This window comes from Kaistella carnis (assembly GCF_003860585.1).
GTDB lineage: Bacteria > Bacteroidota > Bacteroidia > Flavobacteriales > Weeksellaceae > Kaistella > Kaistella carnis.
Genome location: NZ_CP034159.1, coordinates 2539951 through 2553145, shown reverse-complemented (window position 1 = coordinate 2553145; position 13195 = coordinate 2539951). Strand labels below are relative to the sequence as shown.

The 13195-nt window shown below is 38.6% G+C and carries 9 protein-coding genes; 3 read left to right on the top strand and 6 right to left on the bottom strand.

Features of this window, described 5'->3' with window-relative positions; genetic code table 11:
• Nucleotides 1–18: 18 nt before the first annotated feature.
• From kdpB to EIB73_RS11855, 6 genes are all read right to left on the bottom strand, one after another.
• Nucleotides 19–2061, bottom strand: a complete 2043-nt coding sequence (gene kdpB / locus EIB73_RS11885; RefSeq protein WP_125025478.1) for a potassium-transporting ATPase subunit KdpB — start codon at nucleotides 2059–2061, stop codon at nucleotides 19–21.
• Between the two features lie 16 nt (nucleotides 2062–2077).
• Nucleotides 2078–3772 carry a potassium-transporting ATPase subunit KdpA gene (kdpA, locus tag EIB73_RS11880; protein ID WP_125025477.1) on the bottom strand — a complete coding sequence of 565 codons (1695 nt, stop codon included), beginning with the start codon at nucleotides 3770–3772 and terminating at the stop codon, nucleotides 2078–2080.
• A gap of 343 nt (nucleotides 3773–4115) precedes the next feature.
• Complete coding sequence (locus EIB73_RS11870) at nucleotides 4116–5429, bottom strand: sigma-54-dependent transcriptional regulator (protein ID WP_125025476.1); 1314 nt, start codon at nucleotides 5427–5429, stop codon at nucleotides 4116–4118.
• A gap of 390 nt (nucleotides 5430–5819) precedes the next feature.
• Nucleotides 5820–8042, bottom strand: coding sequence for a M1 family metallopeptidase (locus tag EIB73_RS11865; RefSeq protein WP_164467890.1), 2223 nt, complete (start codon nucleotides 8040–8042; stop codon nucleotides 5820–5822).
• 76 nt (nucleotides 8043–8118) lie between these two features.
• Complete coding sequence (locus EIB73_RS11860) at nucleotides 8119–9000, bottom strand: SDR family oxidoreductase (protein ID WP_125025475.1); 882 nt, start codon at nucleotides 8998–9000, stop codon at nucleotides 8119–8121.
• 369 nt (nucleotides 9001–9369) lie between these two features.
• Entirely contained in the window at nucleotides 9370–10104 is a 735-nt protein-coding gene (locus EIB73_RS11855) for a DUF6261 family protein (protein WP_125025474.1), read from the bottom strand.
• Nucleotides 10105–10111: 7 nt separating this feature from the next.
• On the opposite strand from EIB73_RS11855, the gene EIB73_RS11850 reads away from it, so the two are divergent.
• The 3 genes from EIB73_RS11850 (at nucleotide 10112) to EIB73_RS11840 (ending at nucleotide 13100) form a co-directional block, all read left to right on the top strand.
• Nucleotides 10112–10468, top strand: a complete 357-nt coding sequence (locus EIB73_RS11850) for a hypothetical protein (RefSeq protein ID WP_125025473.1) — start codon at nucleotides 10112–10114, stop codon at nucleotides 10466–10468.
• Nucleotides 10469–10614: 146 nt separating this feature from the next.
• Nucleotides 10615–11820, top strand: coding sequence for a HEPN domain-containing protein (locus EIB73_RS11845; RefSeq protein WP_125025472.1), 1206 nt, complete (start codon nucleotides 10615–10617; stop codon nucleotides 11818–11820).
• A gap of 467 nt (nucleotides 11821–12287) precedes the next feature.
• A complete protein-coding gene (locus EIB73_RS11840) occupies nucleotides 12288–13100 on the top strand; it encodes a KilA-N domain-containing protein (protein ID WP_125025471.1) in 813 nt (270 codons plus the stop codon).
• Nucleotides 13101–13195 lie beyond the last annotated feature (95 nt).

The window sequence follows — 13195 nt, the reverse complement described above, 5'->3', positions numbered from 1 at the left end:
TTTTTTATTTTAAATTAATTACATAAAGACGGTTACCATCATATCAATCAGTTTAATTCCGATGAACGGAACCAAAATTCCGCCCAGACCATAGATCAATAAATTCCTCCGTAGCAAAGCACTGGCGCCGATCGGTTTGTATTCTACCCCTTTTAAAGCCAGCGGAATTAAACACGGAATGATGATGGCGTTGAAAATCACCGCTGAAAGAATTGCACTTTCCGGACTGTGAAGCTTCATAATATTTAAAGTCTGCAATGCCGGAATAAAAGTGATGAAAAGTGCCGGAATGATGGCGAAATATTTAGCTACATCATTGGCGATTGAAAAGGTGGTGAGGGTTCCACGCGTCATTAATAACTGCTTTCCGATTTCTACAATTTCTATCAGTTTGGTAGGATCATTATCCAGATCTACCATATTTCCGGCTTCTTTTGCGGCTTGTGTTCCACTGTTCATCGCAACGCCTACATCTGCCTGTGCCAATGCCGGCGCATCATTTGTTCCATCGCCCATCATCGCCACCAATTTTCCGCTTTCCTGTTCGCGTTTGATATAATTCATTTTATCTTCCGGTTTGGCTTCAGCGATAAAATCATCTACACCGGCTTTTTCGGCAATAAATTTCGCTGTTAAAGGATTATCTCCGGTTACCATCACGGTTTTTACACCCATTTTTCGCAGCCTTTGAAAACGTTCGTTCATTCCGGTTTTGATGATGTCCTGCAGTTCAATAACGCCCATCACTTTATCATTTTTCGCAACTACGAGCGGCGTTCCACCGTTGCTGGAAATTAAGCGGACAGATTCTGCGGTTTCTTCCGGAAAAGCATTCCCTTTAATTTCTGTCATTTGTTTGATGGAATCATAAGCTCCTTTTCTGATTCTGGTTTCGCCAAAATCAATTCCCGAACTTCTCGTTTCCGCTGTAAATTCTATAAAAGTGGGATCTTCAACGATCAGACTTTCCGGTTTTAATGCGGCCAGTTCCATAATTGATTTTCCTTCCGGCGTTTCATCAGCCACAGAACTCAATGCCGCAGATTTTACGAAATCTTCCATTGAAATTCCCTTGGTTGGATAAAATTTTGTGGCTTTCCGGTTTCCGATTGTTATTGTTCCGGTTTTATCTAAAAGCAAAACATCAATATCACCCGCAGTTTCTACAGCTCTACCTGATTTTGTGATGACATTCGCGCGCAAGGCTCTATCCATTCCTGCAATTCCAATGGCGGACAGCAATCCACCAATCGTGGTCGGAATTAAACAAACAAAAAGTGAAATAAAGGCAGCAATCGTAATTGGCGTATTGCTGTAATCTGCAAAGGGTTTTAAGGTCACCGTTACAATAATGAAAACGAGTGTAAAACCAGCAAGCAAGATAGTTAATGCGATTTCGTTTGGCGTTTTTTGACGGGAAGCACCTTCTACCAAAGCGATCATTTTATCTAAAAAACTATCGCCAGGTTTGGTTGTTACGCGGACTTTTATACGATCAGAAAGCACCTTTGTTCCACCGGTTACGGAAGATTTATCTCCACCTGCTTCCCTAATTACCGGCGCACTTTCTCCGGTGATCGCACTTTCATCAATGGTGGCTAAACCTTCGATAATTTCACCATCCATCGGGATCTGATCTCCGGCCACGCAAAGAAAAATATCGCCCAACTGCATTTCCGCAGACATTTTATGTACCGTTTCAATTTCGAAGCCGCGCTCATTATTAACAATTAATTTAGCCGGTGTTTCTTCACGGGTTTTTCTTAAAGTATCTGCCTGTGCTTTTCCACGCGCTTCTGCGATTGCTTCTGCAAAATTGGCGAATAAGACTGTAAGAAAAAGCATAATGAAAATGGTAAAATTGTAACCAAAACTTCCCTGGCTTTTTTCACCAAACAAAGTCCAGAGTGAAACGATAAACATTACCACCGTTCCCACTTCTACCAAAAACATCACGGGATTTTTGATCATCACCCGCGGATCAAACTTAATGAAAGCCTGTCCCAGTGCTTCTGAAACCATATCTTTTTGAAAAAGATTTTGTGTATTTTTTGTATTCATTTTAATTTTTCAAAAATTAATTTTTAAGCGCTGTAAGATATTCTGCGATCGGTCCCAAAGTAAGCGCCGGGAAAAATGCAAGCGCAGCAATCAATAAAATGATCATTAAGGTCATTAAACCAAAAGTTGGCGTATCCGTTTTTAAAGTACCCGCACTTTCCGGGATGTATTTTTTATGAGCCAAAAATCCTGCGATGGCAACCGGACCGATGATCGGCAAAAATCTGGACAAAGCCAAAACAATTCCCGTCGAAATATTCCACCAAGGCGTATTATCGCCCAATCCTTCGAAACCAGAACCATTGTTGGCGGAAGCGGAAGTGAATTCATACAGCATTTCGCTGAAGCCGTGAAAGCCGGGATTGTTTAATGTTTCTGTGCCATATTGCGGCATATATGCGGTGAGTGCCGTGCCGGCCAAAATGAGGAAAGGATGGAACAATGCAATGATCATCGCGATTTTCATTTCTTTGGCCTCAATTTTTTTACCTAAAAACTCGGGCGTTCTTCCCACCATTAATCCGGAAATAAAAACGGCCAAAATTATAAATATTAAATAATTCAAAATACCGACGCCGACGCCGCCATAGAAGCAGTTGATCATCATTGCAAGCAACATATTCATCCCGGAAAGCGGCATATAACTGTCGTGCATAGAATTAACAGAACCCGTGGAAATTACGGTGGTCGCCACGCTCCAATAAGCAGAAGCAGACGAGCCAAAACGGATTTCCTTCCCTTCCATATTTCCGAGTGAAATATTGGCACCCATTTCCTGAAGCGCAGGGTTTCCGGCATTTTCAAAGGCGACATTCATCGCCATTAATGATAAAAAGCCAATTGACATTACGGCGAAAATCGTCCAACTTAATTTTCTTCTTTTAATAAAATATCCAAAGGCAAAAACAAGTGCGAAAGGGATGAGCATTTGCGCCACCATCTCCGTCATATTGGTGATGTAGTTCAAATTTTCAAAAGGATGCGCACTATTGGTTCCGAAAAAACCACCGCCATTGGTTCCCACGTGTTTGATGGGTACAAATGCAGCCACCGGCCCAGTAGAAACTTCAATAAATTTCCCTTCCATTGTGGTGATGCTGTCTTTTCCATTAAAGGTCATCGGTGCACCATTCAATAATAAAATAATACCCACAATTAAAGAGATTGGCATTAAAATTCTGGTGATCGATTTGATAAAAAACACGAAAAAGTTTCCTAATTTATCAGTTGTTTTTTTTCTGAATGCGACGAAAACGTGCGCAACGGCTGCCATACCCGTGGCGGCACTTACAAACTGCAAAAACATCAGGTACATTTGCCCCAAATAACTTAAACCGGATTCGCCGGAATAATGTTGTAAATTACAATTCACCATAAAAGAAATGGTCGTATTAAAAGCGAGATCCGCACTCTGACCCGGATTATTGTCCGGGTTTAAAGGCAGCCAACCTTGATTCATCAAAACAAACATTCCCAATAAAAACCAAACAAAATTAATAGCGAGTAAAGCCAGCATATTCTGTTTCCAGGTCCAGCCGGAATTTTGATCGATTCCCGCAAGGCGAAAAAATAACTTTTCAAGTGGATTAAATATAAAATCCAAAAACGTTTTTTCCTGACCGTACACTTTCGCAATATATTTTCCCAGGGGAACGGCAAGTGCCAAAGTGATGAGGAACATCAATACAAGTCCCAGTAATTCTATATTCATTGGTTAAAATTTTTCAGGTTTAATAAGTACATAGCCGATGTATAAAAAGGCGATGATGGAGAGTGAAAAAAGTATCCACATAATTTAAATTTTATCGAATATTTGAATAAATTTTGCCAGAAGCAGAAATAACAGAATTCCGGTGGCGAGTAAAATAATGGTGAGCATCATAGCGTGAAGTATTAAAATTGTTTATTTCAAGGGACTAATGCCAAAAACAGTTCCACTACTATTTAAGTTATTTATAATCAACTACTTAAATTTAAATTTGAACTTTTTAAAAACAAAAAAGCCTATCAAAATGATAGGCTTCTTTCTCAAAATGAGAATTTAATTTCTAAAATTATTTCAGTAAATAATCATCCAGTTTTCGATATAGGGTGGCAATACCGATATCCAGAAGACGGGCGGCTTCGGCTTTGTTGCCCTTGGTATAATTTAATACTTTTAAGATATGATCTTTTTCCACGGAAGACATTGCAAAACTGTTCTTTGAAATATAATCAGGCAAAGTTTCTGGGGAAAGAATATGGTCTTCCATTAATATCAAGCTACGTTCCAGCGTATTTTTCAATTCTCTAATATTGCCTTTCCACGGATTACTTTCGAGTTTTTGGTAGAAATTTTCGGAAATTTTGACATTCGATAAATTCATTTTTTTTGAAAGCTCTTTAATTAAAAAATCCGCCAGTACACGAATATCTTGTGTACGCTCCCGAAGTGGTGGCAGATGAATTTCGAAGCCATTTAACCTAAAATATAAATCTTCCCGGAAGTTTCCAAGGCGGCTCTCCTCTTTTAAATCCCGGTTGGTTGCAGCAATCAGACGGAAATTGGATTTAGAAACAGTGGTGGTTCCCATTTTTATAAATTCGCCACTTTCCAGCACACGCAGCATTTTTGCCTGAAGATCCAAAGGCATTTCACCAATCTCATCCAAAAACAAAGTGCCGGAATTGGCTTCTTCTATCAAACCTTTCTTATCCGAAACCGCGCCGGTGAAAGCGCCTTTTTTATGACCGAACAATTCACTTTCCAGAACATCTTTTCCAAAAGCGGAACAGTTTAAAGCCAGAAATTTTTCTTTTGATCTCCCGCTTTCCTGATGAATAGCCGCCGCAAAAACTTCCTTACCTGTGCCGGTTTCACCCGTAAGTAAAACGGCTGCATCTGTAACCGCCACTTTTTCTGCCAGTTTTTTAGCAAACAAAAACGAAGGTGAATTCCCAATCATCGATTGAAAATCTGCCGTGTTTTTAGATTGGTTTAATTGCAGATTCAGACGGTTTTGCTTCACTTTTTCCAAAGCCTGCGAAACGAGAGGCAAAATGCGGTCGTTATCATCACCTTTTACAATATAATCGTAAGCGCCGTTGCGCATTGCCTGCACACCATCCGGAATATTTCCGTAGGCGGTCATCAAAATAATTTCAACCTGCGGGTATTTGGTTTTGATCTCTTTCACCAGATCTACTCCAAAACCATCCGGCAATTTCACATCGCAAAGCACCAGATCTATATCGTGCCCGGAAAGCATATTGATTCCGGACCTCGCGGTGGAAGCTTGAAAAACCTCATAACCCTCATTGGAAATAATCATTCCCAGAAGTTTTAAAAGTTTCAGTTCGTCGTCAATGATGAGGATTTTTGCGGCCAAGAATTTGTTTTTGCAAAGATAAGGAAGATTGGAGAATGGGGGTTTGTAGATGTTTAAAATTTAGTCCCCGTTTTCAAAATCGGGGACTAAATTAGGTTTCGTTCAGAGTGTTTTATAGATATGTAGTGTTGTTTCAATTTTTGTAAAGCATTAAATATCAGCAAAATAGTTGTGTATGATGGTGTAGTGTTGTTTAACTTAAATCCCTGTGGGTCTACAAATTATTATTAAACGCTTTGGATTTTCAAAGCGTTTTTTTTTGCTTATAACTAAGAAAAATTACGTTTCTGAAACAGCCAAATATCTGCTGTTCAACACCTAACTCTCAGAAGAAGATCCTGTAAAATTAATTACAGGATCTTTTTTTACTGCTCTATAGTTTAAATTATATTATTCTTTTGTGAAGATATAATCCTTTCCACCCTGGTGAAGCGTGAAACTTTTTTTGTCTTTTGCGAACTGTATTTCGATTCCCGCCATGGAGAAACTGAATTTTTCTGCCCCCTCATATTCTACAGGAAAAGCATTCTGTCCTCCAGCTTTCACGGTTAAACTATTGTTTTCTTCTTTAATAACCACTTTTAACGGAAGTTGTTTGCTCGCAAAGCTGCCCACATAATCACTCAGCGTAATTTTCTCCACCACTTGATCACTCAGTTTAAAAATGTTGTCGGAAGGATTTGCATCTGGTAAACTCCCCTTCGGATCTAATTGCACAGACAGTATTTCTTTCGTAGTTGGAACCTCAAATGACCATTCTGAATTCCTTTTCCAGACTTCGACCGGTAATTTTTCAATTTGGTTTGTACCATCTTTAAACTTGATTTCTACTTCAGTTGGCATTGGCAACTGTCCAATATTTTCAACTTTAATAATTGCACCTTTGGTAAAATCGCCATTAACATATTTCACGTTTGTCACCGCTTGGTCAATTTTCCATTTGTTTATAAACCATCCTCTCCAAAACCAGCTTAGATCTTCACCTGCAACATTTTCCATGCTGTGGAAAAAATCCTCTGGAGTTGGATGTTTGAAAGCCCATCGCTTAATATATTCCCGAAACGCTTTATCAAAACGCTCCTCACCTAAAATATTATCACGCAGCATCTGTAAACCAGCTCCCGGTTTGTAATAAGCCAAAAATCCTAAATTTCTTTCCTTCAAATTATCCGGAGCGGTTACAACAGGCTCCATTTGATCACTGTTAAAGGCAAAAGACATCTGTTGAAGTGATTTTGGTGCGTAATATTCTCCTTTATTAAAATCTTTTTCGGAAATAGAATTGATAAAGGTATTGAACCCTTCATCCATCCAAGCAAACATTCTTTCATTGGAACCAACGATCATCGGAAACCAATTGTGCCCAAATTCGTGATCGGTAACTCCCCACAAATCTGCGCCTTTGGAATTCATGTGACAGAAAACAATTCCAGGATACTCCATTCCACCTTCGTTTCCAGCTACGTTCACCGCATTTGGATAGGTATATTCATACCATCTTTTCGAATAATTTTCGATGGACGATTTGGTATATTCCGTGGATCTTCCCCACGCAGCATTTCCATCACTTTCTACGGGATAAGCGGAGATCGCTAAAGACTTTTTACCACTCGGTAAGTTAATTTTCGCAGCATCCAAGATAAATGCAGAAGACGAAGCCCACGCAAAATCACGGGTATTTTCAACCTTAAATTTCCACGTTTTTGTTGCGGAAGATGTTTTTTCACCCGCATTTGCTTCTGCTGCAGAACGGATGATTACCGTTTTATCACTGTTTTTTGCAGACTCCCATTTTTTAATTTGATCATTCGTGTACACTTCTTTCGGATTCAATAATTCTCCGGAAGCCACTACATATTGATTCGCAGGAACAGTTAAGTTCGCAACAACGTTTCCATATTCCAGGAAAAATTCACCTGCGCCTAAGTACGGCAAAGTATTCCAACCCATGATGTCATCATACACGCACATTCTAGGAAACCATTGAGCCATCGTGAAAATTTTACCATTTTTTGTGGCTTCAATTCCCATTCTGTCTGATCCATAATTGGGGGAAACGAATGAATAATTCACTACGAATTTAATTACACCACCTTTCGATTTTAATTCCTGAGGAAGATCGATCTGCATTCTGGTGTCCGTAATGGTATATTTCGGGGTGGTTTTCAGGTTTTTTCCATTGGCAGAAATAATTTCTACCGATTTTATCGTGTAACCACCATCAAACGCCTGACCTTTCGCGCCATTTCTACTTCCACCCATTGGGATTACCGCATTTCCACGGGAATCTTTTTTAAATAAATTTTGATCCAATTGAAGCCATAGAAAACCTAAATCATCAAAACTATTATTGGTGTAGGTAATTTCTGCAGAGCCGGAAATTTCATTTTTACCATCGTTCAGCGTGGCATTCAAGACATAATCTGCACTGTTTTGCCAGTAATTGTGACCAGGCTGTCCGCTTGCGGAGCGTGTTTCCGTCGCATTATTCTGATAGAAAAACGGTTTAAAAGCTTCGGTATAACTGTACTTTGGCGCGTCGGTTTGTGCAGAAAAATGCACAGAAACGGCCATCGCAAAAGCAAACACCGGTTTGAAGATTTTGAAATTCATGAGGATAATTTTAAGGATAAGTAAAAAGAACCCCAACAATGTTACAATTGTTGGGGTTTAATTTTATTTTTTTTAATTAATTCGATTTTTTCGCCCGAATCATCGCTTCCATTTGATCCCACATTTCCTGAGGAATGGCTTCGAGCATATTGAATTCTCCGGCGCCCTGCAACCATTCGCCACCATCTATGGTTACAACTTCGCCATTCATGTAAGCGGAATAATCGGAAACCAAATACGCGGCTAGATTCGCCAATTCCTGATGTTCCCCCACTCTTCTCAACGGCACTTTTTTGCGCATATCGAATTTTTCTGCCAAATCTCCGGGTAATAATCTTTCCCAAGCGCCTTTTGTAGGGAATGGTCCCGGTGCGATGGCATTGAAACGGATTCCATATTTTGCCCATTCTACGGCTAAACTTCTGGTCATTGCCAAAACTCCGGCTTTTGCACACGCGGAAGGAACAACATACGCAGAACCGGTCCATGCATAAGTGGTGACAATATTGAGCACCGTTCCCGGAACTTTATGATCGATCCAGTATTTCCCGATGGATAATGTGCAGTTTTTCGTGCCTTTCAAAACGATATCTAAAATGGAATCAAATGCAGAATGCGTTAATCTTTCGGTTGGGGAAATAAAATTTCCGGCGGCGTTATTTAAGAGAATATCAATTTGTCCGAATTCTTTGATTGCCGCTTCTTTCATCGCTTCAACCTCATCCCAATTTCGAACATCGCAAGAAACACATAATACTTTTCCACCGGTTTCTTCTTCGAGTTCTTTTGCGGTCGCTTGAAGTTTTTCTAAATTTCGGGAAGTGATAACTACTTTGGCGCCTAATTGAAGAAAATATTTCGTCATGGCTTTTCCAAGTCCGCTTCCACCACCGGTTACGATGGCTACTTTATCTTTTAAGGCGTCTTCTTTGAGCATAGGTTGGGTGTACAAATTCATATTTTAATTTTGATTTAAATTTAAGATTAATTTATCGTCCTATGAAATTTTATAAAATGTTATGAATATTAAATTAGGATTAAGAGATTCTGTCAACATTTTAAAGATATAGATTTTATTTTATGGCGTCATTGCGAAGCGGTTGCTTGAATGTTCTATTAACGATAGCCTTTCAAACCGCTGAAGCAATCCCATCATACAAAAACCGCGCTTCGTACTTAGGGATTGCTTCGTCATTCTTCCTCGCAATGACCGCGCTATGTTCATGGGATTGCTTTCCCGAAGGTTCGGGACAGGCTGTTCCTCGCAATGACGTGAATAAAAAAACCGCCCAATCAGGCGGTTTTTCTAGTAATATCAAAAATTTAATTAAGTAGGAACCACAGGATTTTCCGGCGGCACTTCTTGTCGATGCACCAACAATACATTGTACTGATCTGTTAAGGCATTGAGTTGGTTGATCACCGTGGTGTAAGGTGATGGCGGCGTTTCTACCAAAGTATGCAGCGCATCGATGCGGTCCCGAAGCGCGTAATAAGTCACATTGGTTTCCTCTCTTTTCGATTTGATGGTATCGGGATTGGCGTCGCCATATTCCTGTGTGCGGGAAAGATATTCGGTGTTGAAGAGTGTATTGGCATCCTGCAGTTCATCGATCCAGGGTTGCAAACTGAAAGCGGTCACCGCCGCAGCCAATTCGGGTTTGTCGGCGAAATCAACGAGGAGGTTATTGATGGTTGCGGTTTCCGACATATAATTCTGGCGGGCAATTCCGCTGCCGTAGATTGCCAAAGCCGTCAGTAATTTTTGGGCGTTTTGTTTTTTGTCTGCTTCGTAATGATAGGAATAGCCCTGCAGAAAATCAGCAATCCCGTTGATGGCATCATCTCTTCTTTGATCGAGCGCCAATACTGCTTTGGTGCGGTCGTTGGCGAGGGCTTTTTTGAAAAGGTTTTCGAGTTCGGTGGTTTTTGCGGTAAAGGCAGCAAGTTTGGTGTCGATCTGCAAAGTGGCAGGATCATTCAGGTTGATGATGCCCGCAAAATCTTTCGTGTACTGCAGGTATTCTGCGTTGCGGAGGATTCTTAAATCAATTGCATTCATAGTATTTGTGTTTAAATGTTCAGAATTTGTCGGAAATTTCGTTACAGTAGTGCGGCAGGTTTTCCGCTTCAGCGGAAAGTCTGTTGCGCGGGTGTTTTGCCCTTTCCGCCTTACCGGAAAGTTTGTTGCACGCGTGTTTGGGGTTTTCCGCTTTGCCGGAAAGATTGTTGCACGGGTGCTTGAAGTTTTCCGGAAATTTGGCAGCACTGCCATCATTTTGTGCTTAAAACAAGTTGCATCGGGATGCGCTTCTTCTCTTGTTGGCTTACCCAAAATTAGAAAAAATATTGCTGAATTGGTAAAATATCAGCGAAAAGTTTTGATTGTTTTTAAAGATTTTCTATGGATGGGGTGTTTTTCGTAAAAAAATGAGGGGTGTGATGGTTGGGTGGGGAGGGATTTTTGAGTATTTTAGCGTTGCCTAAATAGATGATGATTCATATATACCATGCGAAACTTGATACAATGATATCGTCTAATTGTACTTTTAAATTTGTTACAAAATAAACTATGACCAACTCTCATAAAATAGATGTACTTGTTAAAATTGCTACTTTAGAATTAGATAAAGAAAAAGAAACAGTATACCGAGTATTTCCTGGTTTCCCTTTTACAATATCTTTTGTAGGAACAGACAACTATTTTACATTTAGAAGAACATTAAACGAGCTTTATAATTTTAATAAAGAAGTCGCAGCAACAATCTCTTACAAAAAATTCGAGAAGCAATTAATTAATGTGATTAAAAAATTATTACAAGAAAAGCGAAAAACAACTGATGAAGATTTTCAAATAATAATTGATGATTTCTTAAAACTTCCTATGATGGAAAATGAAGTTTTATATGAAATTTTTGGAGTTTTATTGGATATTCCTGAAAAAAACTTTGGAAAGTTTTCAATCTATAACATTTCCCTCGCGGAAGATATTTTAAAAAGAAAATTTATTTTCGGAAAGGATTTTAATTATTATTTTAAAGATAGACAATCTGACTACTTTATAGGAATAAGGATTAATGCGCGAGATGAAGTCAAAGCCAAAGAAATCTCTTTTGGAATTTGTGAAAATGTTGAAAATATTTTCAATTACATGATTGGGGATCTAAAGCACTTACGAATGGTTGGAATTTTAAATTATAGAAACTGGATTTCTAGAGAGATATTAACTTGCAATAAAAATACGATTAATCACAGTTCCGAAAGTGACTTAAAATTATTAGTTAATGTAAATGATGACCATTTTGTAAAAACAACAAATGGTAACGGTCAAATCTGGCAATTACTACAAAAAGAGAATAAAACTAAAATTGAAGAACGAATCATGAAATCCGTTTTTTGGATAGGCAATGGTGTTTATGATACTAGTTCATCAAAAGCATTATTACAATTTATTTTCGCTATAGAAAGCTTGTTGCAATATGATATAAAATCTTTTATTTCTCCTTCAATCGTTAGCCAACTAAGTGAATCAATTGCTTTTATTTTAGAAGATGATTATGAAAAAAGAAAAGAAATTTCAAAACTATTTAAAAAACTCTATAAAGAAAGATCATCTATTGCACATGGTAATAATAAAAGCATTGAATATGAAGATCTTTCATTGTCGTTTCAACTTTCAAAAATGATATGTATTTCTATCTTAACTAAAACTCCTTATTGTAATTTTTCCAGTATTGAAGAATTATATGAAGAAATTACAAACCTTAAATTTAAATAGTATTTCTACTAATATTGTTTTAGCAAAGTGCGGGGTATGCTAAATGTTGGAGACATTCCCCCACTGCTTAAAGTCTCCCGACTTTGCGCTATTTACTTTCATTTTGAAAAACTAATCTTTATACTGCACAATCACCGCGCCCCGACCTGAGTGGAGCTCTTTTTGCGAGGAGAGATCCTTCAACAAGCTCTGGACAGGCTTACAAAAAAGCGGGAACGGAGGGCGGAAATGTGCGCCCAAGAAAATATAGAAATTGAGATTACCTCGCTTTTGCACTTTGGGATTGCTTCGTCGTCGTGCCTCCTCCTCGCAATGACATAAAAAAAACTGCTCCAAATCTGGAGCAGTTTCTGTATCAATTATTTTAAAAGGTTTAGTACCCGAAAAGTTCTTCTAAAGAAACCTTCTGTACTTCTCCTAATTTTTGCATATCTTCCATTGAAATATTTTCCCAAATTTGTATTACTATGGCAAAAATTAATGTAAACGATAAAGAAATTACGATTATAGCGTTCGAGGAACGAGATTATATTTCGCTTACTGATATGGCAAATGCCAAAGAAAGTGAAAGCCGAGCGGCAGACATCATAAAAAATTGGATAAGAACTCGATATACCCTTGAATTTTTGGGAACTTGGGAACAAATTAATAACCCAAATTTTAAAGTGGTGGAATTCGACCACTTTAAAATGCAGGCTGGTTTACCAAGCTTTGTATTAAGCATTTCTGAATGGATTGATAAAACAAATGCTATCGGAATCATTGTAAGAAAGGGAAAATATGGCGGAACTTATGCTCATAAAGACATTGCTTTTGAGTTTGGTTCGGCTATAAGTGTTCCGTTTAAATTGTATTTGATTGCCGAATTTCAACGGCTCAAAGAAGATGAACAAAAACAATTGGGCTGGACAGCCAAACGAGAATTGGCGAAACTCAATTACCACATTCATACAGATGCCATAAAACACAACTTGATACCAAAAGAACTTTCGACCGCACAAACCTCAACCATTTACGCCAACGAAGCCGAGGTTTTAAATGTTGCATTATTTGGAATTACGGCCAAACAATGGCGAGAAAGAAACCCAGTTTTGAAAGGCAATATTCGGGATTACGCAACAATTAATGAACTAATTTGCCTATCAAATATCGAAAACCTAAACTCTGTTTTCATCAACGAAAAGATGCCACAAGCAGAACGATTAATAAAACTAAATAAAATTGCTATTCAACAAATGAGCATATTACAAGAAGTGGAAAAACGTAAATTATTGAAATAGACAACCTCGCTTTAGATTGCACATTTGCAGTTTACCGAGCGCAGTTCCTCTAAATGACAAAAAAAACTGCCCCAAATCTGGAGCAGTTTTCTGTA

Excerpts from the sequence above, each read along its gene's own strand:
- kdpA (WP_125025477.1), bottom strand. The coding sequence starts at position 3,772 with ATGAATATAGAATTACTGGGACTTGTATTGATGTTCCTCATCACTTTG.
- EIB73_RS11865 (WP_164467890.1), bottom strand. The coding sequence starts at position 8,042 with ATGAATTTCAAAATCTTCAAACCGGTGTTTGCTTTTGCGATGGCCGTT.
- EIB73_RS11860 (WP_125025475.1), bottom strand. The coding sequence starts at position 9,000 with ATGAATTTGTACACCCAACCTATGCTCAAAGAAGACGCCTTAAAAGAT.
- EIB73_RS11840 (WP_125025471.1), top strand. The coding sequence starts at position 12,288 with ATGGCAAAAATTAATGTAAACGATAAAGAAATTACGATTATAGCGTTC.
- EIB73_RS11845 (WP_125025472.1), top strand. The coding sequence starts at position 10,615 with ATGACCAACTCTCATAAAATAGATGTACTTGTTAAAATTGCTACTTTA.
- EIB73_RS11855 (WP_125025474.1), bottom strand. The coding sequence starts at position 10,104 with ATGAATGCAATTGATTTAAGAATCCTCCGCAACGCAGAATACCTGCAG.
- kdpB (WP_125025478.1), bottom strand. The coding sequence starts at position 2,061 with ATGAATACAAAAAATACACAAAATCTTTTTCAAAAAGATATGGTTTCA.